The 25,760-nt window shown below is 50.5% G+C and carries 27 protein-coding genes; 8 read left to right on the top strand and 19 right to left on the bottom strand.

The window, feature by feature from the left end; genetic code table 11:
* Positions 1-5 precede the first annotated feature (5 nt).
* The 4 genes from H6624_01065 to H6624_01050 all read left to right on the top strand — a co-directional run bounded on the left by H6624_01065 (position 6) and on the right by H6624_01050 (position 4,120).
* A complete protein-coding gene (locus H6624_01065; protein MCB9082899.1) occupies positions 6-2,036 on the top strand; it encodes a radical SAM protein in 2,031 nt (676 codons plus the stop codon).
* A gap of 133 nt (positions 2,037-2,169) precedes the next feature.
* Positions 2,170-2,592: a single-stranded DNA-binding protein gene (locus H6624_01060; protein ID MCB9082898.1), complete on the top strand. Its 423-nt coding sequence runs from the start codon at positions 2,170-2,172 to the stop codon at positions 2,590-2,592.
* Between the two features lie 113 nt (positions 2,593-2,705).
* On the top strand, positions 2,706-3,125 hold the full coding sequence (locus H6624_01055; GenBank protein ID MCB9082897.1) for a hypothetical protein: 420 nt from the start codon (positions 2,706-2,708) through the stop codon (positions 3,123-3,125).
* Positions 3,126-3,223: 98 nt separating this feature from the next.
* Positions 3,224-4,120 (top strand): hypothetical protein, encoded by an 897-nt coding sequence (locus H6624_01050; protein ID MCB9082896.1) that lies wholly within the window; start codon positions 3,224-3,226, stop codon positions 4,118-4,120.
* A gap of 273 nt (positions 4,121-4,393) precedes the next feature.
* Here the strand turns inward: H6624_01050 and H6624_01045 are convergent, their stop codons facing one another.
* The 11 genes from H6624_01045 to mutL all read right to left on the bottom strand — a co-directional run bounded on the left by H6624_01045 (position 4,394) and on the right by mutL (position 15,071).
* Positions 4,394-5,065, bottom strand: coding sequence for a hypothetical protein (locus tag H6624_01045; protein ID MCB9082895.1), 672 nt, complete (start codon positions 5,063-5,065; stop codon positions 4,394-4,396).
* 16 nt (positions 5,066-5,081) lie between these two features.
* On the bottom strand, positions 5,082-5,717 hold the full coding sequence (locus H6624_01040; protein ID MCB9082894.1) for an ATP-dependent Clp protease proteolytic subunit: 636 nt from the start codon (positions 5,715-5,717) through the stop codon (positions 5,082-5,084).
* 156 nt (positions 5,718-5,873) lie between these two features.
* Positions 5,874-6,803, bottom strand: a complete 930-nt coding sequence (locus H6624_01035; GenBank protein MCB9082893.1) for a hypothetical protein — start codon at positions 6,801-6,803, stop codon at positions 5,874-5,876.
* Positions 6,804-6,815: 12 nt separating this feature from the next.
* A complete protein-coding gene (locus H6624_01030; GenBank protein MCB9082892.1) occupies positions 6,816-7,271 on the bottom strand; it encodes a septal ring lytic transglycosylase RlpA family protein in 456 nt (151 codons plus the stop codon).
* 302 nt (positions 7,272-7,573) lie between these two features.
* Positions 7,574-7,891 carry a four helix bundle protein gene (locus H6624_01025; GenBank protein MCB9082891.1) on the bottom strand — a complete coding sequence of 106 codons (318 nt, stop codon included), beginning with the start codon at positions 7,889-7,891 and terminating at the stop codon, positions 7,574-7,576.
* A 245-nt stretch (positions 7,892-8,136) separates the two neighbouring features.
* Positions 8,137-10,371, bottom strand: coding sequence for a bifunctional (p)ppGpp synthetase/guanosine-3',5'-bis(diphosphate) 3'-pyrophosphohydrolase (locus tag H6624_01020; GenBank protein MCB9082890.1), 2,235 nt, complete (start codon positions 10,369-10,371; stop codon positions 8,137-8,139).
* A 110-nt stretch (positions 10,372-10,481) separates the two neighbouring features.
* Positions 10,482-10,721, bottom strand: a complete 240-nt coding sequence (locus tag H6624_01015) for a DNA-directed RNA polymerase subunit omega (protein ID MCB9082889.1) — start codon at positions 10,719-10,721, stop codon at positions 10,482-10,484.
* Between the two features lie 42 nt (positions 10,722-10,763).
* Complete coding sequence (gmk, locus tag H6624_01010) at positions 10,764-11,330, bottom strand: guanylate kinase (protein ID MCB9082888.1); 567 nt, start codon at positions 11,328-11,330, stop codon at positions 10,764-10,766.
* A 19-nt stretch (positions 11,331-11,349) separates the two neighbouring features.
* A complete protein-coding gene (locus H6624_01005) occupies positions 11,350-12,228 on the bottom strand; it encodes a YicC family protein (protein MCB9082887.1) in 879 nt (292 codons plus the stop codon).
* A 46-nt stretch (positions 12,229-12,274) separates the two neighbouring features.
* Positions 12,275-13,216 carry a tRNA (adenosine(37)-N6)-dimethylallyltransferase MiaA gene (gene miaA / locus H6624_01000; protein MCB9082886.1) on the bottom strand — a complete coding sequence of 314 codons (942 nt, stop codon included), beginning with the start codon at positions 13,214-13,216 and terminating at the stop codon, positions 12,275-12,277.
* Between the two features lie 7 nt (positions 13,217-13,223).
* On the bottom strand, positions 13,224-15,071 hold the full coding sequence (gene mutL / locus H6624_00995) for a DNA mismatch repair endonuclease MutL (GenBank protein ID MCB9082885.1): 1,848 nt from the start codon (positions 15,069-15,071) through the stop codon (positions 13,224-13,226).
* Between the two features lie 207 nt (positions 15,072-15,278).
* On the opposite strand from mutL, the gene H6624_00990 reads away from it, so the two are divergent.
* Entirely contained in the window at positions 15,279-15,509 is a 231-nt protein-coding gene (locus tag H6624_00990; protein ID MCB9082884.1) for a hypothetical protein, read from the top strand.
* Between the two features lie 45 nt (positions 15,510-15,554).
* Here the strand turns inward: H6624_00990 and H6624_00985 are convergent, their stop codons facing one another.
* The 3 genes from H6624_00985 to H6624_00975 form a co-directional block, all read right to left on the bottom strand.
* Positions 15,555-16,709, bottom strand: coding sequence for a hypothetical protein (locus H6624_00985; protein MCB9082883.1), 1,155 nt, complete (start codon positions 16,707-16,709; stop codon positions 15,555-15,557).
* A complete protein-coding gene (locus H6624_00980) occupies positions 16,706-17,425 on the bottom strand; it encodes a polyprenol monophosphomannose synthase (GenBank protein MCB9082882.1) in 720 nt (239 codons plus the stop codon). Before H6624_00980 ends, H6624_00985 begins: the two co-directional genes overlap by 4 nt.
* A 62-nt stretch (positions 17,426-17,487) precedes the next feature.
* On the bottom strand, positions 17,488-17,949 hold the full coding sequence (locus H6624_00975; protein ID MCB9082881.1) for a hypothetical protein: 462 nt from the start codon (positions 17,947-17,949) through the stop codon (positions 17,488-17,490).
* A 101-nt stretch (positions 17,950-18,050) separates the two neighbouring features.
* On the opposite strand from H6624_00975, the gene H6624_00970 reads away from it, so the two are divergent.
* The 3 genes from H6624_00970 to H6624_00960 are packed head-to-tail and all read left to right on the top strand — an operon-like array spanning position 18,051 to position 20,056.
* A complete protein-coding gene (locus H6624_00970; protein ID MCB9082880.1) occupies positions 18,051-18,689 on the top strand; it encodes an outer membrane beta-barrel protein in 639 nt (212 codons plus the stop codon).
* Between the two features lie 35 nt (positions 18,690-18,724).
* Positions 18,725-19,420: a hypothetical protein gene (locus H6624_00965; GenBank protein MCB9082879.1), complete on the top strand. Its 696-nt coding sequence runs from the start codon at positions 18,725-18,727 to the stop codon at positions 19,418-19,420.
* 3 nt (positions 19,421-19,423) lie between these two features.
* Positions 19,424-20,056 carry a hypothetical protein gene (locus tag H6624_00960; protein MCB9082878.1) on the top strand — a complete coding sequence of 211 codons (633 nt, stop codon included), beginning with the start codon at positions 19,424-19,426 and terminating at the stop codon, positions 20,054-20,056.
* A gap of 2 nt (positions 20,057-20,058) precedes the next feature.
* Here H6624_00960 and H6624_00955 read toward each other — a convergent pair whose 3' ends face one another.
* The 5 genes from H6624_00955 to rpsO all read right to left on the bottom strand — a co-directional run bounded on the left by H6624_00955 (position 20,059) and on the right by rpsO (position 25,677).
* Complete coding sequence (locus H6624_00955) at positions 20,059-21,015, bottom strand: hypothetical protein (GenBank protein MCB9082877.1); 957 nt, start codon at positions 21,013-21,015, stop codon at positions 20,059-20,061.
* 192 nt (positions 21,016-21,207) lie between these two features.
* Positions 21,208-21,840, bottom strand: a complete 633-nt coding sequence (gene dut / locus H6624_00950) for a dUTP diphosphatase (protein MCB9082876.1) — start codon at positions 21,838-21,840, stop codon at positions 21,208-21,210.
* 47 nt (positions 21,841-21,887) lie between these two features.
* Positions 21,888-23,171 (bottom strand): insulinase family protein, encoded by a 1,284-nt coding sequence (locus H6624_00945; protein ID MCB9082875.1) that lies wholly within the window; start codon positions 23,169-23,171, stop codon positions 21,888-21,890.
* A gap of 18 nt (positions 23,172-23,189) precedes the next feature.
* The gene (gene pnp / locus H6624_00940) at positions 23,190-25,292 is read right to left on the bottom strand and encodes a polyribonucleotide nucleotidyltransferase (GenBank protein MCB9082874.1); all 2,103 of its coding nucleotides are present in this window, start codon (positions 25,290-25,292) and stop codon (positions 23,190-23,192) included.
* A gap of 115 nt (positions 25,293-25,407) precedes the next feature.
* Complete coding sequence (rpsO, locus tag H6624_00935) at positions 25,408-25,677, bottom strand: 30S ribosomal protein S15 (protein ID MCB9082873.1); 270 nt, start codon at positions 25,675-25,677, stop codon at positions 25,408-25,410.
* Positions 25,678-25,760: the final 83 nt, after the last annotated feature.

Genomic DNA, 25,760 nt, shown 5'->3' with positions numbered 1-25,760 from the left:
GATCAATGGCCGGCATTTCGGTTCTGGTATCAAGCCCGGGAATTTTCACCCATCGCACCTACTTGCCTTACACCTGGGCACGGCTGAAAACCTACTTTGAAGTGGACCATAAGGCTTGTCCGGTCATCAAGTCACAACTGAATTGGCTGCCACCGCTGTTTCAAACGCGCACCGTGGAAGACCATCTTGCCCAATACGACCTTGCCTCCATTGATGTCCTTGGCATCAGCCAGTATTCGCCAAATTGGGAAATCAATATTGCCTTGGCAAAAAAGATCAAAGAGGCCAATCCCAACTGCGTGGTGATTTCCGGCGGCCCCAACAATAAGTGGGACTTCCCTCAGTTTTTCGCCGACCACCCCGAGATTGATGGGGTCGTCTTGGGTGAGGGCGAGTGGGTTTTCGCTAGTATTCTCGAAGCTCTGGTCAAGGGCAATGACTGGCGCGAAACCCCTGGCGTCGCCAGCCAAAAAATTCACAACCCGCCACGAGCACCTTACTTGGAGCTGGAATCACTCACCAGCCCCTGGACCCATCACCACGCTTACTTCACGGACCTGGTTGCGAAGCTCAAAGGCGAGGGACAGGCGGCACATGCTGTGTGGGAGACCAATCGAGGGTGTCCCTACAAGTGTACCTTTTGCGACTGGGGAAGTGTCACGGGAACTAAAGTCAGGATGTTTGACCTGCAAATGCTGGAGAATGAGTTGCGGACATTTGCTGAGGTGGGAATCGAAGTGATCACCATCTCCGACGCAAACTTTGGCGCTTTTAAGCGTGATATTGATTTGATCAAAAAAGTGATCTCACTCAAATCGGAGATTGGCTGGAAACCCAACATTGTCTTTACTGGCTCGAAGAATCCAAAGTCATCGGCCAATCTGGCCTTACGGATATTGTACGAAAACCAACTGACCACTCACTTCCAGGTGGGTTTTCAACACACTGACGACAGCGTTTTGGATGCCGTTAGCCGCTCGGACATACCGCCGACGAAGCAATTGGAATATCTCCAGGAGGCTTTTAAAGTTGGCGCCCCGATCGTTGGAGTTCTGATCTGCGGCAACCCGGGCGATACGCCGGAAAGGTGGATGCGCTCCTTTGATGATCTACTGGAGTGGGGGTTTCACGATAATATTCGTGTTCATGACTTTCTCCTGCTGCCAAATAGTCCCGCCGCCCAAAAGGATTACGCCCAGAAGTGGAAGATTAAAACTCTGCGCCGTCGGGTCACGGAGAATTACACCTTTGGCTTGCCCGACAATCTGAAGAGTCACGGCGATATTGTGGCTGGCTCTTATTCTTATAACCTGGATGATTTTGCCCAAATGCAGCTGATATCAGCAACTCTATTGGGCCTTCACCTTTGGGGCCCCCTCAAGTTGATATCGATTTACTTGCGTTACAATCAAGACGTCCGCTTCAAGGATTTCTACTCCGCCTGGGTGGATGATCAAACCAACGGAGCGGTATGGTCGAATATCCGGCAGCGGGTTGCCCAGGCCGTCAAGGAATTCGTCTCTAGCGAAGCAAAGGAGAAATTCATTGAGGAATACGGAATGAGAATGTCCTGGGATGATTACATTCTCATCACCATCTTGCAGAACAAGGAGAATTTTTATCGAGAAACACTGGACTTCCTTCTCACTCACTATGCCAGAACTGCTGAGCAGAAACGCCTCTTGACGGACTTGGTTCACTACCAAAAAGAGCTGCTTATTTCTCATGATTACAATCCTGAGGAGGGCAAACAGTTCCACACCAACTATGATTGGCACCAGTTGTTTCAGGAGTTCTTCGCCATAAACCCACTGGCTCGGACCTCCATGGCGACTCCCCGGCAGATTCACTGTGACATTGAAATCCGTCAGACTCACACGGGCCTCTACCAGGAAATCCAAATCCCTGGGAACGGTGATATACGCAAATACAAGGGCTGGATCATGAACTCAGGTACCTACTTTCGCCACCGCATGACCCTGTTTGAATCCCTCAACGTGACACGGGAAAGCCTCCCCTCCATCTCCGCCTCTTGAACACTTGACGCGTAGCTTAACCGGTGGCCGCAACGCATTGACTGAAAAGTACAGGTGACTCAGCAGGCCGTGGTTGCAAGGCCCTGACAAATGGGCCATAAGAAGTGACACACCTAAATTTGGGGGATTTCTAATGTCTGGAGTCAATAAGGTTATTCTCGTGGGTCGTTTAGGAGCTGATCCGGAAGTTAAAACAATTTCATCTGGAAACACCGTTGCTCAATTGAGTGTCGCCACCAGTGAAAACTGGAAAGATCGTGATGGCCAACGCCAGGAGCGCACCGAGTGGCACCGTGTGGTGGTATGGGGAAAACAAGCTGAACTCTGTGGCAAGTACCTGAGCAAAGGCCGCCAGGTTTACCTTGAAGGCCGACTGCAAACCCGTTCTTGGGAAGATCAGCAGGGACAAAAACGTTACACCACTGAGATTGTTGCCAATACCATTCAGTTCTTGGGTGGCGGAGCTGAAGCCTCTTCGCGCGGTTCTCAAGACTTTGACTCTCAGGATTTTGGTCCAGAGCCCAAGTTTGATGCTGATGAGGAAATTCCTTTCTAAGTTTCGGCTGAGCCAAAACTGATTATTTGAAAATCGATTCAGAGGTCCTGTTCTCAGGACCTCTTTTTTTTTCCTTCTCCCTCTCGACCCGGGATTCCGCTAGAATGGGGAGCATGATTCCTAATCTTAAACCGGCTCTTGTTGCGCTTATATTTTGCCACTTGATTGCTGCGACTCTTATGGGCTGTACCATCTGGCAATCGGAAGGACGGGAATTTTTGGAGAAGCAGGGGCTGGAGTTTGCCGCCAGCAAACTGCAGAAGTTTTTGGACTACAAAGACAAGGCCTGTAGCCCCGACGCCAGCACTCACCCCGAGCACTTGCTGGCCACAGGTGCTTTTGTCATTAACAGCGAGAGCGGTATCTGGCTGCTCGATACCTTTAGCCAAGAAGAAGGTCTAGGATTTTCCCAACACTTTGTGCAAATCAGGCCGAATGAAGGAGATTCAGTTTTTTATTGTTACCCAATTCAGGTGGATCCACCAACGGATCACCTTTCCTCGACCCATATTGACGAGTTTTTTGCCGAGTAATCTCAGGAACCTAAGTCCTGAATAGGTCTTCATCAGGGCTTTATTTTTGCGTTAAACCTCTGACTTTCTTAACATTATGTAAGAGCAGGAGTGCACCTATGAAGCCCATCATGCGATCCCTTGTGGTTCCTATTCTCGTTCTTATTGCCAGTCTGGTTATCGCTCACCCATCTGCATGGGCGGCGCGAGTGACCAAAGTCAAAGGCAAAAAAGTTTTGATCAACCTGGAAGGTGAGCCCGCGAAAAAGGGACAAATCTTTTACGTGGTGGATGAAAAAGGCCGCAAAAAGGGTGTGGTTAAAATCCGCTCCGTCAAGGGCGACAAAGCCATCGGACAAATGGGCAAAGGGAAGGCAAAAAAAGGCTACGCCCTACTCGAAAGAACCGGAAAAGGTGGCGGCAAGAAATCTGGTGCTGACAAGGCCGCTGCTGCTCCCAAAGATAGCAGCCCGACGATGAGCAGTTCACAAATGGGTTGGGGCCTTTTGCTGGGAATGGGGATGGACTCCATGGAAGTGGATTTGGATATCACTCCAGCAGAAAAAGCGAGTTTGTCGGGCTCGGGCATGAGTTATAAAGCCCTGTTTGACTATGCCCTGTTTGAAAAAATCTGGTTTCGCGGAACCCTCGGAATTGAGAACTTTGAAGCCGAAGGCGACAAGAAATCCTCAGCCTGTGACAATAAAACCTGTGGTGTGAGTATTCAGTATCTGTCTCTGGATTTTTGGGGCCGCTATTTGTTTTCCCTCGGCACCTTCCGCCCCTGGCTGGGAGCGGGCTTCACCCTGTGGTTCCCCATGTCTCAGGAAACCACGGCTCTTGAAGAGGACTCGATCACCAATACCAGCGTCATCGGTATTGGTGGCGGCTTTGACTGGTTTATGAACCCCAGTTTTTATATTCCCTTTCAGGTGGAATATGGTCTTCTGCCCGCCAGCGAACAGGTCAGTGCCACGGTGATTTCCATCCGCTTCGGCCTTGGGATGAATTTTTAGGTCAATTGTACCCCATTTGATAGTTGACCTCGCCCGTCGAGTTACCTCTTGAGGGTCGATCTCTTGCGATCAATAAGCTTAAAACCTCAGACATACGTTTGGCAGCAGCGCTCTCGCTCAGAGCGCAGCACCAAGCCGAACTCGGTTTTAACCATATTGATCTCCAAAGCTCGCCCCTCAACCAGCAACAAGAGCGGAGCTCGGTCAAAGGCGACTCGCCCTCTTCCGGGCATTGCTAGTTGACCAAGGAGATGGTGGGATGAGGATTCTATCTTAGTGTTCGCCGCCCTGGGTTTGCGGCTCGAAGCGTCTCTCAGGGCAAAGCGTGTAGTCCTTAATGTCGGCGACTTTACCATTCTCTTCAAATAAGCCGTGACTGATGACGAACTTACCATTGGGGAAGAAGGCTCGGGCTATTCCGTCTTTTGGCCAAGCGGTCTTGCTGCAGAGACGGTTGCCAACGGAATACTCTCCATAGGTTTGAATGGGCTCAATATACTGTCCCTTTTTCATCAGATAATGCCGGCTCGGCCCGCGATTAAATCCCACATAGGTGGGCTGAATGAGCCAAATGGCGTCTTCATATTGTTTTTGTAGTTCACTTGGGTTTTCACCAGTTTCGCGAAAAATCATCCAGGGCTCACCAGCTGCCCAGTCCTCGGGACCCCATGGGTTATAGAGAACCCAATCTTTGTTCATCCGAGTCCCAATACCGCCGAGAGTGGTCTCTTGGCGCTTAACCAGTTTGCTGCGTTTGATGTTAGCAACGGGTTCATTTTCAAAGAAGTAAAGCTGAATGCGCAGTTCATCCGCCTGAGTGGAGGAGCGACTTTCAACCTTGTAAGCGACAGTCCCGCGCTCAATATCCAGGTAGTAATCAGGCATGGCCTGGGCGCTGAGGGAGGATACCAATAAACTTGCGATGATTAACAGAGAATGCTTCATGACACTAATTCCTAAATCAGTTGCCAGGGCTAACAGATGTACCCTGAGGTTGAGCCAGGGCAATCGTCGATGCTTCGTCCTGGATTTTTATGTAATTGGGAGCCATATGAGCCAGTTCCAATCCTTGAAAGCTGGTCTCCCCTTCTTCAATCCACCGGTTCTTGACCGTGAGTTCGTAAAACTGCTGATCGGCCTGTCTTAAGGTTTCGTAGTAGACCTTGTTAGCACCCTCTTTATCGGGATTGACCGTGCCTTTCGAAAACCAAGGAGCATGAAGAACAAAGGTGGAGGCCGCACCTGCAATCCGCTCATCGCCGGCATTAAAAACCATCACACAGGCGGAAGCGCAGAGATAACCCGAAGGCACCTCGGTTTTGATTGTCACTCCCTTGCCGTTGAGCCAACGCAAGAAGTGATAAATGTTGTAACCCACAGCTGTGAGGCCACCAGGAGAATTGAGATATACATGAAGGGTATCGCCGGGACTCAATGGCTGAAATCTAAACTGGTCCACCACGCTCTGGACATCTTGCTCAACCAGGTCCCCATCAATCAGCAAGGTTTTACCTTGCATGATGATTTCAGCTGCCGGGGCCTCCAGCCCAGGAAGGGAACAGAACAATGCAACAATGAGAAGAAGGGGGATCCTCACTTTTGGCCTCCGTTAACGCGTTAGGTCAGACTCTATCTATAGGGGAAATCATGGAAAAAACGAAGGTCCCAGCTGTTCCCGGGGCCGGCTCCTGCAAAAATTACAGGGTTCAGATCACCTGGAAAAACAAGCCCTTATAGGTCCCATAAGGACTGGCTAGTTGTCGCCCCGGTAGCCGCGGTTCACATGGGTGCCGATGAGAAGCTGGATTTGCTGGTTCATGGACTGAATCCTCAGGAGTAGCCCGGTAATGACCCATTCGGGAATTTCCATCCAGGCTCTCATCGATGGATCATAGAGGGAGGACGGGACGGATGACAATACCTGTGATTCGCCACTTCTTCGGCGAAGAATTAAAACCTTAGTGAGGTATTGTTCATCATTTGAGAGTCGGCGCGAGGCCGCCTGGAGAACATCTAACACCGGGACTTTCTCCTGGGTCCACTTACGAAGGTCGTCTTCCTCAAAGCGCAGCTCCCGCCAAAACTTGGCGGTGGCCTGCAAAAAATCCATGTGATGGAGGTTCAGAAATTCCTCAAGACTCCGGCAGCGGAAAAACATTAACCAAGGATCTTTTCTTTTCAAGGGGTCTTCCCCATCAACCAAACGCATGGAAGCAAAATCATGGCCCTTGTAAGGAGCCAGCGCCTCCTTGACCGACATCACTCGTGGCGAATCACCCGCACCGTTAAAGGTTTTTTGAAACACCTGAGAGTCGTTCAAGTAAACGGCACCATGTTCTTCAGAGATATAGGCTTCACCCAGTTTGCTACGCGTGGACCGAACCGCGACGATATCACCCGCCTGCACTTTATCCTCCCCACGAAGAGGCCGGCACAAAGGGGATTCCATCCAAAAGCCAAACTGGCTGCCATCCATGTAGCCGGCTAAGGGGACCACGCCAGTGGCAGCCAAGGCAGTTGCCCAGCAGTTGGTTCCCATGGCAGTCGGATATTTGTTGGAATTCTGCTCGATGTAGGATTTAAGAGGCTGTGGGAGTTCAGTTTCTTCACCTATGGCCACGATGGCAATGGAAACCAGAGTGATCACAACCAGGGCGCGCAAACCCCATATGATGTCTTTCATGCTGTTCTCTCCTTAAGGCTTTTGCAGGACAAAGATCTTCACCTTTTCCATTCCCTTGTGAATAAAACCCAGGGCTTTGGCCGCCTGGTAGGACAAATCAATAATCCGGTTCTTAATAAAGGGGCCACGGTCATTGATGCGCACTTGAACCGTTTTTCCGGTCGCCACACTCTGCACCAACACCACACTGCCAAAGGGCAAATTGGGGTGGGCAGCTGTCATTTGATTCATATCAAACTTTTCACCACTGGCGGTCTTATGCCCGTGAAAACGCTTGCCGTAGTATGAGGCCACACCTTGCGAGTGAACCGTTAACCCTTGAGTGGGGCCCGGACGGGTTTCCACCGTCTGACAGGAACTCACGTAAAGCGCCACCACTGTCGCCGAGACTATGCAACTGAACCTCTTCAGTTGGCCCTTGCTTCTGTTGTAGACCTTCTTGGTCATGTCAGTTCCATGAGTCCCCATGGCTTTGACCTCCATCTATAGATGTTTAGAGATCAAAGCCCATACCAAATTGACTGTGGGAAACATTTAGTTCTTTAGTGATTTCAAGCTAATAGCTGGGCTCTACCGGCCCAACTGTTGCCAAAGGGTTGCAACTACCCAGGGTGCCCATTTGTGTTATCCGCCTGACTACTTTTAGGTGATGAGGCCGTTTGAACTAAGGCATCATGACGAACTCGATTTGCGTTCGTTCCCGGGCTTTGTAGGCTCCCATTCGCGCCAGGGCGCTGACCATAAAGCCGACAACCTCTCCCCTTACCCATCTAGGTGGCAAAGGTGAGCTTGTAGATTGAGGCTCCCGGGTGATCGGCGAGATCAAGAAGTTCAAGGTCATCGATTTCCTCAATTTGTAAAATCGCCTGGCATTCACGAAGAGAGCCAAGAGCAATTGAGTAAAATCGCCTCTTGTCTTTTGGACTTGGCTTACCACTCCCCTCTGCGAGATTTAGTGCCACCGAGGAGGATGCCCGGAGCATCTGATCCCGCAAATGAATCGGCAGCTTCAAACGTTTCACCATCTGACAAAATTCCACTGCCAAATCCAATGATCTAAATCTGTATACGCATTTTTTCTGATTCATTTTAACTTCCTTTGTAAAGTGTGTTGGCCGTCACCCCAAGGTGGGCCAACCACTGCGACAAAGGAACAACTCCCGTGAACGTTACCCGTAACCCGTTAACGTGACAGTGACAGTCTCCGATTCCGTGACTGTAAACGGTGCCGTCCACAGAAACGGAAACCGTCACGGAAACGTTTACGGATGACGGATCACGGGTTACGGACCACGGGTTACAGACTTCGGATTACGGACGACGGAAACGCGCCCTAAGAATGGGTAATCCTCGTCACCCCAATAATGCCATTGATTTTCATGAGATTGCTCATGACGTCGCTGAGTTGATTGGTGTTGCGAACACTGACGTCAAAGATACAAATGGCTTTGCGGTCCTTGGTGGTTCGCGCCTGGGCATTGTGAATGTTAATACCGGCGACTGAGAAGACTTCAGTCATAGATTTGAGCAATCCTGGAACATCGTGGCTGACCACGCGGACGCGCACCAGGCGGCCTTCGTCTTGCCCTTTCTCACTGTTCCATTCCACATCAATCCGGCGGGCCTGATCCATTTCGAAGGCCTTGGCACAATCGGCTCGATGAATGGTAATCCCCCGTCCACGGGTAATAAAGCCCATGATGGGATCCCCCGGAATGGGCGTGCAACAGCGGCCAAAGCGAACGAGGAGATCTTCCATCCCATCCACGCGAATGGGTGAAGAACTTTTTTTGCGTTTGTTGACGGCCGATTTGAAGGCCCGAGCCAAAAACGAGGATTCCTCTTCCGTCGGAGAAACCGGGGCTTCTTTTTCTTCAGGAATGAGGCGATCCAGAACATGCTGGGGCATGAGTTTTCCGTAACCCACGCGAATCAACAAATCATCAATGGCGTTGCAGCCATTGTCTTTACAGAGCTTATCAAACTCAGTGCCTTGCATGTACTTGGTGTAATTGACCCCCTTCTTCCGAAAGGTCTTTTCCAAAAGCTGGTGGCCAATCTCGGCGGCCCGCTTACGCTGCTCGGCCTTCACATGGGCGCGAATTTTGGATTTCGCTCTGGTGGTGACACAAAACTTGAGCCAGTCCTTTGAAGGCGTTTGGTTCTTACTGGTGATCACTTCAACCGAGTCGCCGTTTTTGAGCTTGTACTTTAAAGGCACCAAACGGCCATTCACTCTGGCGGCCACCACCTTGTGCCCGACATCGGTGTGGACACTGTAGGCAAAATCAATGGGAGTGGCTCCCTCAGGAAGCTCTTTCACATCTCCTTTGGGAGTGAAGACGTAAATCTCTGCATCGAACAGATCGGTCTTCACATTCTCCAGAAACTCGTCCGGATTGTGGGTCGACTGATGCATATTAACCAATTCGCGTAGCCAATTGAACTTCTCAACGGCATCGTCACTATCGTCGTCGGCATCCCCACGAGAGATCTCTTTGTATTTCCAGTGGGCGGCAATACCTCGCTCAGCCACAAGATTCATCTCAAAGGTGCGAATCTGGATTTCAATGCGCTCCCCGCCTGGACCAATCACGGTGGTGTGCAGACTCTGGTAGTTATTGGCCTTGGGCATAGCGATGAAGTCTTTAAAGCGCCCGGGGATGGGCTTCCACAGGGAATGGACAAGACCTAAAACCTCGTAGCACTCCGCTGTGGAATTCACACACACGCGGAAGGCAAGAACGTCGTAGACCTGCTCGTAGTCAATAGCGCGAACCTGCATCTTACGAAAAATGGAGTAAAGATGCTTCGGCCGACCGGTGACTTCGAATTTAATCTTGGTGCGCCCGGAGAGTTCTCCCGACAAGAGCTTTTTGACCTCGTCGATGTACTTCTCCCTTTCTCGCTTTTTCTTGGCCACTTTTTGCACCAGAGTGTAGAAGGAATCTGGGTGGGCGTAACGAAAGCTCAGATCTTCCAGCTCCACTTTGAGAGTGCTAATACCCAAGCGGCTAGCCAGGGGAGCATAAATATCCAAGGTTTCGTTGGCAATGCGGGCCTGTTTTTCGTAGGGCATGTGGTTGAGGGTTCTCATGTTGTGCAGGCGGTCCGCCAGCTTGACCAGTACCACTCGCACATCGCGACCCATGGCCACAATCATCTTGCGGATGTTCTCTCCCTGCTTTTCATGGGTGTTGCGGAACTTCATACGCGAAATCTTGGTCACGCCATCCACCAGGTGTGCGATCACCTTGCCAAACTTGTCCTCAATGTCCTCTAAGGTGACCGGCGTGTCTTCCACCGTGTCGTGCAGAAGACCGGTGGCAATGGTGGCAAGATCTAATTTCAACTCGGCTAGGATGGTGGCCACCCCTAAGGGGTGGGAGATATAAGGCTCTCCACTGCGACGGATTTGCCCCGAGTGGGCTTTCTCAGAAAACTCGTAGGCCTGTTCGATCAATGTGAGATCATCATCCGGATAGTACTCACGGATTTTGACCAGCAGGTCGTCCAGACTCCGCGGATTTGATTCAGCTATGACTTCCAGTGGTGAAGTGTCACTCATATGGCGTAGAATTTCCCTACTCACATTGTCGGAAAAAAAGCCCTTCCCCTGAAGAGGAAGACCCGCCTAAAACTGGAAAAATTCAAAGGAAATGGGAATTTCCCGGCGCTTTACCGATTCAGATCATTAACGATCTGAGTTTCCGGATTCCCCATGGTCTCATCCACGTCAAAGTAGACGTTGCCACCCGCCACTTCTCGCAGTGAAACCACGACATTTTTATTGCTTTTAGCAGAGAGGGTGGCTTGAGAGCCCTTCATTAGCTGCTTGGCTCGCTTAGATACCAATAGGACCAGAGCAAAACGATTTTGAACCTTCGTCAAACAATCTTCAACCGTAACTCGGGCCACGCACCTTCTCCCTTTTCAGATTAGCGTCATGAAGCTCGCAGATTAACTGGACTTCAGTAATTCATCAATCATTTTCTTGAGTTCAGCGTAGGACTGATCAAACTCCCGATTGACCATCTGGCGGTCAAATTCCCCGGATACAGCCATCTCCTTTTGGGCGTTCTCCAGCCTCAATTCCAAATCCTTAGGCGGACCCCCATCCCGCTCAATGATTCTACGACGCAGCTCGTCAATTGAGGGCGGGTGGATGAAGACCGTTAAGGCGTGGGGGAATTCCTTTTTGAAGGCTCTGGCCCCCTGGACATCCAGGTCCATAATGATGGCCAGGCCCTGAGCCCAGGCCTCCTCGATAGGCTTCCGGGGAGAGCCATAGTACTTGTCGTGGACCCGAGCCCACTCGACAAAAAACTTCTTCTGGATCATCTCCTCAAAGCGCTCTTTGGCTACAAAGTGGTAGGGACTCCCCTCGCTCTCACCCTTGCGCATGGGGCGCGTGGTGTAGGTGATAATGTCACGAAACTGGGAATAGTCTCCTAAGACCTTCTCAAGAAAAGTGGACTTTCCGGCTCCACTGGGGCCCACCAAAATGATGATTGGCTTGGTGGCCATTGATCTTCCTTCCCGATGTTTATTCGACGTTTTGCACCTGTTCCCTGATTTTTTCAATCCTTGTCTTGGCTTCAACCACCATCTGCGTCAGACGACTGACTTGAGACTTGGAACCAATGGTGTTGGCCTCACGAAGAAGCTCTTGGGCGTAGAAATCCAGTTTTTTCCCCTCACATTGAGTGGATTTGACGGCTTTGCCGAATGCCTTCACGTGTTCGGTCAACCGCAAGATCTCCTCGCTGATATCCGCCCGATCCACGAGCACGGCCACTTCCTGAGCCAGCCGATCGGCGTCCACCCGATCCTGGAGTTGCAGAGTGCTGAGACGGGTTTCCATCTTCTTGAGCAGCTCCTTGTTGGCTCCCTCTCGCTCTTTCTCCATGTCCGTCACGAGTGAAGCCAAGGCGTCCAGATGACCCATAAGATCATCGCGAAGAGCTGCGCCTTCCCGCTTGCGTTCTTTGTCCAAATTGGCCAGTGCCTTTTTGACGTGGGTAAAGACCACTTGTTTTTCCTTCTCAGTGACCTCGCCCACTCCTTCCACTTCCAGGACATGGGGAATGGACGCCAAGGTTTCTAGGCTGAGTTTCTCGTCAAGACCGACAACTTTGGCCAACTCGTCATAAGCGGCCATCCACTTTTTGGCGAGGGGCTTGTGCACACCCACTTTGACTTCGGGGGCATCTTCCACAATCCGCCTTTGAACAAAAACATCCAAAGTCCCGCGCCGGGCCACCTTGGACACTTCCTTTTTCATTTCTAATTCAAAGGGAAAGTACTCGCGAGGCAAATGAAAGCGCACATCCAAAAATCTTCCATTAATGGACTTCACCGACACTTCAAGATCTAAATAAGAGGACACCCCGGCACTGTTTCCATAACCTGTCATACTTTTCATGGGACAATTTTCCTTTTCAACATCTTCATGGCACCGATTCTCTCTGTCAAGGCGACCGCAAACTGAACAAAAACTCCTCGGCAAAACCAATGGCCTGTTCCCACTCAGATTCCACATCGAACCATTGAATCGCCGAATCCCGACGAAACCAAGTCCCCTGCCTTTTGGCCAATCTCATGGTGTTTTTGCTGATCTCCTCCACCAACTGGTCTTGGTCCCACTCCCCGCGCAAATAGGCTTGGGTCTCCTTGTAGCCGACACTGAGCATGGGACTCCAGTTGCCCCAGCCCTCACCAACCATGGCCTTTACTTCTTCAATCAACCCCTGATCGATCATGGCATGGGTTCTTTGTCGTACCCGCTCCCGCAACTGATCCCGATTCATTTTAAGCCCTATGGTGGCCATTAGGTAAGGAAAAGCCTCGTCCTGTTGAGAGGAGAACTCTCTCTGAATCTGGCTCGGGGATTTCCCATGGGTACGAATCAAGGCTAGGGCACGAAGAACGCGGTAGGCATCCTGATTACTGACTTTTCTAGCAAACTCCGGGTCCTGGATTTTGAGTTCCTCATACATAGCAGCCAGGCCCTTTTGCTCCTTTTCTTGTTTCACTTGCGCCAAGATCTCTTCATCGACCTCACTGGTCTCGTACATTCCCTTTTGCAGAGCCTGCACATAAAAACCACTGCCCCCCACCACCAAAACCGGCGATTGAGGAACGAGTTCAGCCAAAACCTCAAGCGCGCGACGGCGAAAGTCACCGGCGGTAAAGGTCTGTGGCGGAGCGACTTCATCGAGTAAATAGTGAGGGACTTCTTTCCGTTCCCCATCCGTAGCCTTGGCGGTGCCAATGTTCACTCGTTGATAGACCTGGACACTGTCGGCGTTGACGATGGGGAGTCCATGGCGTCGGGCCAGCTCGATGGCCAATCGGGATTTCCCTGTTCCAGTGGCGCCAACTATGAAGAGGACGGGATGATGCTTCACCAATCACCCTTTAGACGATGCGCCCGAAATCCCGCTCCAATTTGCTGAAGGGGTATTCGACAAAGACAGGACGGCCGTGGGGACAAAAGCTCGACAGAGGATGGCGGTCCATCTCTCGCAAAAGACCCTTCATCTCCTCAAGGCTCAACGCCTGTCCAGCGCGAACCACCGAATGACAGGCCATAGTGGCACACAGATCAGCGATCACTTTTTCCAAGGCAAAGCTTCCACCTTTGTCGACGATCTCTTCCCCCAGCCACTTGAGGGCTTTTGCAATACCGGATTCTTTTAGTAAAGCAGGAGCCGAACGAACAGCCACAGATTCAGGACCCATTTGCTCCACAGCCAAACCCATTTTTTCCAAATAGGGCACCTGCTCCATTAGGGCTTCGATCTGCTCGGGATCCAGATTGAAGGTGAGAGGTAGAAGGAAGTTTTGAACTTCAATCTTTCCGTCCTTCCAAGCCGCCATTAGATCCTCAAAGGCCACTCTTTCGTGGGCGGCATGTTGATCGACGAAAACCAGAGAGTCATCACTCTGGGCAACTATATAAGTCAAATGAGCCTGACCCAAAACCTGCAGGGAGCTCCACTTACCTTTCGTGGCCAGGGCCTCACCTGCTTCAGGAGTTGAGTCGTCTGGCGCATGGACCGAGACCTGAGCTGCCCGCCGCAAATCCTCAAGACTGATGGTTGGTTCCTTCACCTGAGAGGGACTTCGCGGCGCCCACCCTGACTTTTGTTGATATTGGGTGCGGGTGAGTTCTTGATCTTCAAACTTCAATGTGGGTGGAGTGATTTCGACGGATAATGAGCGATCTGAATCCAAAACATGCTGATGACTAGCGGATACAGTCTGATCCTGCAAGATTCCACTGAGCCACGGGGCTTTTTCCAAAGCCGCTCGTAAGACGTGAACCACAGCGCGGAAGGCTTGAGGCTGCTGACGAAACTTCACTTGAGACTTGGTCGGGTGGATATTGACGTCCACTTCATCGGGCGGGCAGTCCAACCACAGGGCGACTACGGGATACTCTCCGTGCATCAGTAAATTGCGGTAGGCCTCCATCACCGCCGTGGCCAAGCCTCGATCGTTCACCCAACGGCCACGCACAAAAATCCATATCTGCCGATTGTTGCCCACCACCTGGTGAGGAGCACTAAAAACCGCCTTAACCTTAAATCCGTTCTCCTCCCCTTCACAGAAGTAAAGGGGTTCATGGTCCAACACCAATTGGCAGCGCTCAATGGGGTCACCGGTTCCTGGCCAATAGTGGAGAAGCTTTCCCTTGCAACGCACGCGAAAATTCACTTCTGGTGAAGCCAAAGCCATAGCCTTGAGCACATTGCGGATCTGGGTTGTTTCAGCTTGATCTGATTTGAGAAACTTCAAGCGTGCGGGTAAGTTAGCAAAGAGATCGCGAATCCACACCAAGGTGCCTTCTTCGCCACCCACGGGTATGGGCTCAATCAGAGAGCCGTAGTGGCTTTTGAGTTCGTAGGCGGACTCTGCTCCCTGGCGGCGGGAAATCAAACTCAGATCACTCACTGCCGAAATACTTGCCAGGGCCTCACCGCGAAACCCATATGTATTCAGGTGCCACAAATCATCGGCCACATGGATCTTACTGGTGGCATGGCGAGAAAGAGCCAAAGCCAAATCTTCCGGACTGATCCCTTTGCCGTTGTCACGCACCCGCACCTGGCGGCCGCCTTCGTCCAACTCCACTTCCACTTCAGTGGCTCCAGCATCCAGGCTGTTTTCCACCAATTCCTTGACCAAATGGGCGGGACGCTCCACCACCTCACCGGCTGCGATCTGGTTGACCACCTCAGGGCTTAAAGTCTGAATCTCCATGGCTATGGCTATAACCTCTCCCCTCGGCCCTGTCCAACCTGGAGCCCAGGGGTCCTCTTTTGCCACATCTTGTCGTTTCAAAATGAGAGGTCAATGGTGCAGCAGGCTATTTGTGAGGAGATCTTCATTCCGTCCTCATACGGTTCTGACAGCCAGGAAGTAAATTGAATGAAGACGAGGTCAAGACAGCTCACAGAAGAGGGATGTATGAAGAAAAAGCTGATAAGGACAGGGAACTCAGCAGCACTGGTGATCGAAAAGTCCACCATGGAGGCCATGGGCCTGGACGCTCAATCTCAGGTATTGGTTCACTTTGATGGGGAAAAGCTCACTGTGCAGCCAGCCCCCTCACAAAGAGAAAGCATTGAGAGCCTTCTCGAAGTCTCCAAACGAACCAATGAGCTACTCGAAAAACTCCTGGCAAAGTTAGATGGATAAGAAGCCTGGGCTCAAGGGCATGAGCCCGGGCCGCTTGATGACAAACTAATAGCGGCCCATAAAGGTGAGAAAGTAAGCCAAGTAATCGGTGCGTTCGTAGTAATACTTGGCTTCGAGACGCAGCAAATATTTATTGTCAAATCGGACTGAGTAGCCAGCTTGAAGAGCCAAACCGGCACGTAGCTCCTGAGAATCAAAAATTGTGTTTTTGATTTGTAAACTAAACTTGGTGTATGTGGCCATAAAACCAAGTCCCCACGATACCAGTGAATCCTCGGTTTCCAAAAAAGGATAGGGAAGAAAAAGATCTCCCAATATGAAAAATCCAGATGGGTTTCCTCCTGCCACTTCCTTTTGGTAATAGGTTGGTGCTCCCGAGTGAAACAATACCGCCAGGTCCATGGGGAGACCCTCAGTAACTGTTCCCGGACCAGACATTCTCAAGCCTGCCATCCATTCGCCAGAGCTAAATTTGCGTCCAGAAAATTTCTCGGTAAAATTCACCGTCCCGAAAGTTCCACCGATGTAGCGAGTGAAAAAGATCGGCAATTTTTCCTCAGGCGGTTCATTGGGATCGCGGTCAAAGCCGGGATTCTTCTCCGCCGAGTTATTGCCCTTACCAAAGTTATTTGGCGCCTTGTATTCGGGTGCCATATCCACATCAGCAACGTAACCATAGGTCTTCCCAGCAATCTTCACCTTGTAAAAGGCGCCAAATCCACCGATGCCTTTGTACACCTTTTGTGAGATGCGCAGCTTTTGACCGGCCTTTAAGTAATCCAAAACCGGGGCATCAAAATTGGGCACCTTGTAGGCCGCCGCACCGTCAGTCTGGACAATTCCCCACTGACCTTTGACCTTTGGCTTTTTTGTAGCCGTTTTCTTCTTGTTATCTTTGCCAGATGGTTTTTTCTTTTTACGCCTCTTCTTCTTCTTTTTAGGCTTTTTCTTTTTTGATGACCTGGCATCGTCGAGTTTTTTAGGTGGATCCGAAATCAGTGGTTTGGCTTCGGCGGTGGGAGCTTCTTCACTTCCCACATCGCCCGATGGTTCACCGGCCTTTGGGGCTTCGTCGGCCGGAGGTGGTGGCGGCGCCTCTGCCGCGGGCGCATCTCCTCCGGTTGATCCTCCGCCCTCCTCCTGTGCCATAGTGGAAACGAGGAAAAACAGACTGAGGGCGACCAATAGGACTCTAATCATCCTGCTTTCTGTGCCAATGGTTTAAAGCGAATAAGCCAGACACGGTACAGAGCTTCCAAAACAATTCGCGAAGACATTTTGCTCTGTCCTTCCCGACGTTCATCAAAAATGATAGGCACTTCCGTGCCTTTGAATCCACAGGAACACGCGCGAAACTTGAGTTCGATTTGAAAACTGTAGCCTTCAGATTTAACCTCATCCAGGCCAATCCCTTGAAGAACCACCGCCCGCCAGGCATTAAATCCCCCAGTCCAATCGCGGAGAGGGTAACCAAGAATCAGGCGCGAATAAAAACTTCCACCAATGCTGATCAGTTTGCGCCATATGCTCCAGTTGAGGGTTGAACCACCCTTGATCCACCGTGAACCAACCACGAAGTCATGACTATTTGCCGCCTCAAGGACTTTGACCAGATCGACGGGACGATGGGAGAAGTCGGCGTCCATTTCGACAACGACTTCGTAGCCCCTATCGAGTCCCCAGCCGAATCCAGCAACATAGGCGCGTCCCAAACCTTGTTTCCCAGGGCGCTTGAGGCAATGGACCTCCCCTGGATGGGACTCTCCCAACTTTTCAACTAAGCCAGCCGTACCGTCAGGTGAATTGTCGTCAACGACAAGAACGTGCAACCCGGGACGGGCTCCACGAATTTCGGAAATCAGCGACACGATATTGGCCGCCTCGTTATAGGTGGGAATCACCACCAATGTCTTCATCGGCATGCTGCTACACCTAGGTTGTCATTACTATCATAGCGAAATCAAAGGAGGAGGTAACGTCAAATCTGTGCAGAAGGCAAGGACGTCGAGTCGCCTTTTTCCTTTGCTAACTCCAACTCGCTTAAGATATTGCGCCGCGACTTCTTAGTCAGCGGTGCCAGGTGGGTCCAAGGGTTGTGCACGGACAAAAGTGCAGTGCCTTCTTTTGCCCTTTCAAGCTTCACCCTTACCCTTGAAGCGGCTTCTTGGGGGTTTTTAACGTACAAGACGGGATCAAATCCACAAAAGGGACAAGCCAGTGTCAAACGCCAACGAATCTGAATAAACAATTCTGAAATGGCCAGGCAAAAAACAAAAACAACCAGCACCCGAGCATCCACGGCCTGCCAAACGCCAATCATCACCGCCAGACTGGTGATCATGGCGAGCAGGATGTTAGTCGGGGATATGTGTTTTTTACGGTAAATCCTTCGCTCCAATCGGCAAAAGGCACACAAACATTTGTCCGGTTTTTTAGCCATAAGTCCTCTCTTGCCCTATTTTCGCCTGTTCCGTGTCTTTTGCAAAGACGAGTTTTTGCAATCAAAGAAACTTTTGCTAAACTGGAAACAGGAGGACACGGATGTTTTCCAAGTCTAAATTATTAATCTGTTGTTTGTTTTTATCGACCTCAGCCTGGGCCCAGTCGGCGGACGAAGACTATGTTGGCTACGACACCATTGTCGATGATCTCACGGCGTCCACCCGTGCTCCACAAGTCCGAGGCGGAGATCCATTTGACCTGATCAGTATCCATGGCGGGTTCGGACTGGTGACCAGTCACCTTGCCCTCGATATGGCTGACGGCCAAAGATACACAGGGTTTCAAAAGGGATTCGAGGCTAGCCTGGGGATTGATTTGTTCTCCCCTCGATGGATGGCCGAAGGGGCATTGAGGAGCTTTTCCTCGTCGCAGTTAGAAAAGGGCGCTTATGCAGCCCTAAGTGAATTCAATCTGCGCCTCCTCTACCGCAACCCCGTCAGTCGTTTGGTGAAGATCCGGCTTGGGGGCGGAGTTGCCGCTCGCTATTTGGAACTCAAAACCAACGGGCAAAAGAAGGAGTTTTCAACTCCGGCATCGATCCTTTCCATTGGACTTGAAGCAGCTCTTTCCAGAAATCTCAGTGTTGGCGCCGAACTCGCCTATCGCTCGGCCCTGATCACCGAAACCGCCGATAGCGGAGCGGCCGATGCCACCCTGAGCCTGGGAGCTCACTTCTAAAGAAGGTAACCCGTGGAACTTAGAGGACTTCTATTATGTTGTGGATTGCCATCGCAAGCGCCCTTATATTAGTTGGCCTGTTGGTCGGCCTCAACTACTGGAGAGGCAAGGTCCGTTTCGACTTTGAACTCCAACCCAACTGTCTCTTAACCCGTCACCCACTTCTTTTTCTCAGTGGCCGTCGTTCACTATTGTACTTTCGGGATTATTGGAATCACATTCCCGACTATCTCAGTTCTCACGGCTACGAAGTTATTCAGCTCAATCTGCCGTGGCGAAACCCATCTGTTCGCGACAAGCACCTCAAAGCTTTCTTGATCGCAGCAGAGGCCGAAGGACTCAAGGTTCACGTCATAGGCGACGCCACCTGCGAAAGGGAACTTAAGCACCTGGCCCAGGGCAACTCACCGGCCATTCAAACTTGTTGGGAAATCTTGCCGGAGGAGAAGTCCCGTTTAACCAAGAGTTACAGACCTCGGGTGGAGGATCTAAAACCTCGAGTATCGGCTTTGCGCCACTACTTTCTACCCACTTCGAAGCTCAAGGGATCATCCAAGGGCTTACTTTGGCGGATTCTACTTAAGATACATAATCTCGTAGTTATGCCGGAGAAAAGTCTGGACCCAGTGACTTTGGCCGTGCCTAAAGTCAGTGACCGATTGGCTGTCTCCAAGGAATACCTGAATTTCGCTATTTCCCTTGCCGAGTCTGATTTGAAATGTTCCCATTAATCTATGTCTGAGGCCACATCCAAGATCGACTGGCAGGCACTACAATCCCGTACAAAGGAAGTATTAGGTTTTCTACTGGAGTACTTTAAGAATCCCATCATTGGGATTCGTCAGGTACCGGAATGGGATTGGCCGACCGTGCTGATTGTCCAAGGTGCCTTAAGTTCGATCTGCGGAATGTTGTCGGGTATCGTAGCACAGAGCTTTTCCGGTGCCATACTGGGCTTTTTGTTTTTCCCCATCTCAGCCATTGTCACACATTTTATTGTCTCGGGTTTTTTCTATTACACGTTTTTGTTTTTTTACCAAAGCCAGGTGGTCTTTCGTAAGCTCTATATCATTACCGTGTTGGCCAATCTGCCCTTCATTGTCCTGACCATTTTATCCCCACTCCTACGCCCCATCACCTTGATTGGACTGGCGGTGACTGGCCTATTATTGCTGGTCGGATTTGTTGAAAACTTCCAATTGCCCAAGCGATCCATTGCCCGCTTTCTGTTGATTCTCTATGCTCTCTATGTGCTGATGTGGGTGGTGAGCACACTGAATCTCAATAAAAAGGAAACCGCTTTTAGAAAAATGGCGACGCCTGAAAGCTTGGATATCTTGGAAAAGGAACTCAAGAGCGACGAATAGCCTTACTCACCAACGATATTTTGATTGGCAACAATCTCGCCTGTGGGAAACTCAGCTGAAATATCAAAATACTCAACCTTGCCGTCACGAACATAAGAAAAGCAACCATTTTTATTGGCATGGAAATACAAGCGAAGATTGGTCGAGTATCCGGGCACTACATTTATCAAGTTACTGTTGTCGCCTTCCTTTGCACCACCATTTAAGACTTCGAGTGCGCGGGAGCCGTCATTCAGGCCAAAAAGGTTGCGGTTCATGAATCTGTGCTTAACGTAGTCACGGTATCTTCTCAATTCCAGATCAACCTGCCGAACCTTGGTCTTCTCTGCAATTACTTTTGGAGCATTTAAGTTCATCTGCTCAGCCGTGTGGTAGAGCATTCCAGTTTTATCCGAATCAAGAACCCGAGTGTAGTACTCCGGCTGGGTGTCTTCCAAATCACCAATCATTTGCCCAAAGGAGGCTGACTCCGTCTGCATGTGAACGTGACCCATGTCAGGAAAGGCCACAACTTCGCCGTACTGATGATCCATAGCCTCTTCGATGTGTCCCGCATAGTTGTCTGGCAACTGCATGGGCACCTGGAAATTCACATCTATTCCTGCGAACTCGTCAATGTAGCGCATACGAAGCTGACCACTGTCGGAATCGTAGTAGGCGCGCTCAAACATGCGCTTCCCGGACTCATACATCTCGATACTTTGGTCTAGCAATTCCGCTGGACTGATGTTCCAGGGGAAATCACTGCGGACCACAACCGGCTCAGAATCCACAGGCTTTTGGCAGTGGCTGCGCAAACGACGAAGCTTCTCGTTTAGACTCAACTTTGGACTCACCGTCAGTTGGGACTGCATCCGCTTGAGATCCTCGTTCACGCCCCCATAGGCCAGGCTGCTCACCATGGCTACACCAACCAATATTCCCCCAAGTCCCAATGTCTTTGCCAATTTCTGTTTCACGGTCACATTCCCTTTTTTTTCTTTGGACAACCATTTGTGGCAAAGGGATGCGAAATTGATAAGACAGAAGACATAAGTGGACCCATAATTGATATTTATGAGTCGCTACGCCTATAAGTTACTGAAATTGTTAGACTTTAAAAGGCGGTCAAAATAGAGCGAAAACCGACATGAAATCTTTTCTCAAATCTCTCAGTTTTCAGAACTCGCCGAGGCCAAATCCGACTGTCCGGTGCTGCCAAAACCGCCCTCACCCCGCTCGGTCTCACCCAAGTCGGTGACGGCTTCCAACTCAGCCTGCAAGACAGGACACAAGACCAATTGAGCGATACGGTCTTGGTCATTAATAATCACTGTCTGCTGACCGAAGTTGATCAATATGACTTTCACCTCACCTCGATAATCAGCATCCACTGTTCCCGGAGCATTGACCAAACCGACACCTTCGCGAATGGCCCAACCAGAGCGGGGACGCACCTGCAGCTCAAATCCCGGCGGGATTTCAAAGCTCAATCCAGTCGCCACGAGAGCCCGTTGCCCCGGGGAAAGGCTGATCGGCTGGTCTAGCTGAGCCCGTACATCAAAGCCACTGGCTAGCTCGGATTGGTAGCTGGGCAGATCCCCTTTAAAGTGATCCCACTTGCGGACCTTTACTCTGAGTTTCCCTCCAAAGCGCCCACTCCAACTGTCTTTGACGAATTTCTCCGCATTCTGCAGTAGCCCCTTCAATTGAGCATCGAGCTGATCTTTTTCAATGAAGTTCTGCTCGACAAAACGTTCCACCACACCGGCAAGCGCCTCAACTCGGGTGGAAAAATGCTTCATCTTGTCTGCAAAACGGGGTTGTTGTGTTTCCATGTTACTTCCTCCTCTTAAAAGGCGGCCGAAACCCAGCTCTGGGCCGTGGCTTCATCCACATCACCCATCACCATCACTCCGCGGTTCTCAGGCTTGAAGTTGTCGTCGATGTATTCGCGAATAGAGTCGACCGAAATCCGATCAATTTCCTCAACGATTTCCTCAACTGGACGGTAACGCTGAAAAATCATTTCATTCACCGCAATTGAGTTCATTCTGTTTTCAATATCATCAGCGCCCAAAAGAATCGTACCTTTGACCTGGGTTTTAAAGAAATCCAGATCTTCCTGAGTCATTCCCTCTTTGCGTAGACGTTTCATTTCCTCAGCCATGTTTTGCAGCACCACAGGAGCGTTCTTCGCCGACGTCCCGGCATAAACCATGATCAGGCCTGAATCGGTAAAGGTGTGTAAATAGCTATAGATAGAATAAACCAGGCCCTGTTCTTCCCTCACTTTTTGATAGAGTCTAGACGTCATCCCTCCGCCCAATAAGGCATTCACAATATAGGCTTCAAAACGACGAGGATCCACAAAGGACCCTGAAGGCATTCCAGCCAGTAGATGAATTTGCTCGCTGGGCCGATGAATCACAGATGAAAAGGGTTCCACTCGCGGGATATCTCGCTTTGGCGTCTCAACTTTAGAGCGGGTCTGACTTAGGCTCTTTTCCACCAGCTCCAAAACACGGTCATGATCCACATCTCCGGCCACACTAACTAGAAGATTCTTGCCTCCATAACGGGAGTCATAGAAATCAAACAAGCTATTCCGAGTCATTGAGTGAAGACTTTGCCGAGTTCCCAGGATTGGTAGGCCCAGCGAATGGCCTTTATAGGCATGCTCAAAATAGAGATCAAAAATGTACTCTTCAAGGAGATCCGCCGACATATCGATCTCCTGCTCGATCACCTCTCTCTCCTTGCCAAACTCCTCCTCAGCAAACACCGCCTGGGTGGCGAGATCCACCAATACATCTAGGCTGAGCGACATGTGTTCACGAAGGCTGGTGGCGTGAAAACAGGTGTACTCACGGGAGGTGTAGGCATTGAGCTCACCACCAACAGCCTCAAGGCTTTTAGCAATTTCAAATGCGCTTCGCTCCTTGGTGCCTTTAAACACCAGGTGCTCTACAAAGTGGGCAGCTCCGTTCAGGTGTTTAGGTTCGTCCCGAGTGCCAAGGTCCACATACACGGCCGCACTCGTGGCGCGGGAAAAGGGATGGTGTTCAGTAACAACCCGAACACCATTATCTAATGTCGTTTTTTTAAATACTGGCTGAAAATCAAAAGCCGTCACCCGGCCTCCTTAGCAGCCTTAGTGGGGCTTCTCGAGCAGAGCCTTACGACTCAGCTTGATTCGGCCAGCGCGATCCACGTCCAGAACTTTCACATCCAGAACATCGCCTTCATTCAACACATCCGTCACATTGCGAATGCGCTCATGGGCAATTTCCGAGATATGGAGCAGCCCCTGGTTGCCAGGCAGCACTTCCACGAAAGCACCAAAGTCCATAATCTTCACCACTTTACCTTTGTACACCTTGCCCACTTCGGCCTCGGCACAAATGTCGTTGATGATAGCGATGGCTCTTTTGGCGGCCTCAGGGTCAATTGAGGCAATGTGGATTTTACCGTCGTCTTCAATATTAATTTTAACGCCGGTTTCCTCAATAATGCCTTTGATCACCTTACCACCGGCACCAATCACCTCACGCACCTTTTCAGGCTTGATTTGAATGGTCTCGATGCGAGGAGCGTACTCGGAAATCTCTCCACGAGGGGTGGTGATAACTTCTTCCATCTTGCCAAGAATATGGTTACGCCCCTGGTTGGCTTGAGAAAGAGCTGTCTCCATGATGTCAAAGCTGATGGAATCAATCTTAATGTCCATTTGCAGAGCGGTAATTCCGTCGCGAGTACCAGCCACTTTAAAATCCATGTCACCTAGGTGATCTTCATCACCCAAGATATCTGACAGAACAGCAACTTTGTCGCCTTCCTTGATCAGACCCATGGCAATACCTGCGACATTACCCTTAATGGGCACACCGGCATCAAGTAAGGCCAGAGTTCCTGAACATACGGTTCCCATTGAGCTTGAACCGTTTGACTCAAAGACTTCACTGACCACACGGATCACATAAGGAAACTTCTCAAAGTCAGGGAGAACAGCCTGCAAAGCACGTTCTGCCAGGAATCCATGACCAATTTCACGACGGCTTTGTCCGCCCATGCGTCCGGTTTCACCCACACAGTAGGGAGGAAAGTTGTAGTGAAGCATAAACTTCTTTTTTACCACACCTTGAAGAGCATCAATAAACTGCTCGTCATCGCCCGTTCCTAAGGTCACAGTTCCCAACACCTGGGTTTCCCCACGGGTAAAGAGACCGGAACCGTGAGCGCGAGGCAGCAGAGCCACTTCACAGGCAATCGGACGAATGTCAGTCGTCGAGCGGCCATCAATGCGGACTTTCGTGTCCAACACAAGATCACGAGCTGTCTTGTATTTGACGTCACCAAAGATGGTGCCCAAGTCCTTAGTCCTCTTAGCCGCCTCGTCCTTGTCTTCCACCTCAGCTACAAATTTCTCTTGTGCTTCTTTGAGAGCAGCATCCAAGGCATCGTAGCGACCCAGCTTTTCACGAATTCCCAAAGCTGCCGCAATTTTGGGGGCGAGGAATTCAGTGGCCTGATTGGTGAAGTCAGAGTCAATCTGAGGCGGAATAAATTCACGCTTCTCTTTGTTACCCGATTTTGCGCGCAGCTCCTCCTGGGCGGCAATCGAAGCCATCATCGACTGGTGACCAAATTTAAGAGCTGCCAAAACATCAGCCTCGGAAACAAACTGACACTCACCTTCAACCATGAGCAGACCGTTTTTGGTTCCTGCGACGACGATGTCCATGTCAGATTCTTTCAACTGCTCAAGCGAAGGATTGGCCATGAACTGACCATTGATCCGCGCCACCTGAACGGCTGAAGTTGGGCCATTAAAAGGGATGTCACTCACATGGAGAGCGGCACTGGCTCCAATACTGGCCAGAATGTCAATGGGGTAGGTTCCATCGTAGCTCAATGTGGTGGCAACAATTTGTGTTTCCTGCCGATAGCCCTCAGGAAAGCTGGGACGGATCGGACGATCGATCATGCGCGCATTCAAGGTCGCCATATTGGTCGGGCGGCCCTCACGCTTAAAGTAGCCACCGGGGATCTTTCCCGAAGCATAGAATTTTTCAGAATATTCAACCGTTAGCGGAAAGAAATCCAAGGTGGACTCTCTTTTACTTGAAACCGCTGTCACCAAAACAATATTGCTTCCACAAGTCACAAGAACGGACCCGTCAGCCTGTTTGGCCAGTCGACCTGTTTCCAGAACGATTTCCTTACCGTTCAACTCGAAGGTCACTGTTTGCTTCATCTTTTCTCCTTCCATTGGGCACATTTCTCCCCCTCAGGAGCCAATAGCAGACCCCATGGGATTAGTGCCAACCCATTTATTGAAGCGTCAATTTTTTGAGAATGGTTTCCTGCCATTACTTTCTCAAGCCGAGATCGGCGATGAGTTTTGTGTACTCAGCAGGGCGCTTGCGGCGCAAATAATCGAGAAGCTTACGGCGACGATTCACCAGCTTCACCAATCCACGTTGGCTGTGGACATCCTTTTTGTTGGTCTTGAAGTGCTCGGTCAGCTCATTGATTCGTTGAGTGAGTAGAGCCACTTGAACATGCGAGCTGCCTGTGTCGAGCTCGGATTGACGGAACTTTTTTACCAGTTCTTCTTTCTGAGATTTCTGTAGTGCCATGTTTACCTCCTGAAATGGAACCCTCCCTGGACGTTTTGGCTTTCGTCACGGAGAGCATTAAGTGGCCATATTTACAGGGATTT

Source organism: Pseudobdellovibrionaceae bacterium (genome assembly GCA_020635075.1).
In the GTDB taxonomy this organism is placed as follows: Bacteria; Bdellovibrionota; Bdellovibrionia; order Bdellovibrionales; family UBA1609; genus JADZEO01.
Note: the sequence above shows the minus strand (reverse complement) of the source record. Positions and strands in the feature narration are given on the sequence as shown.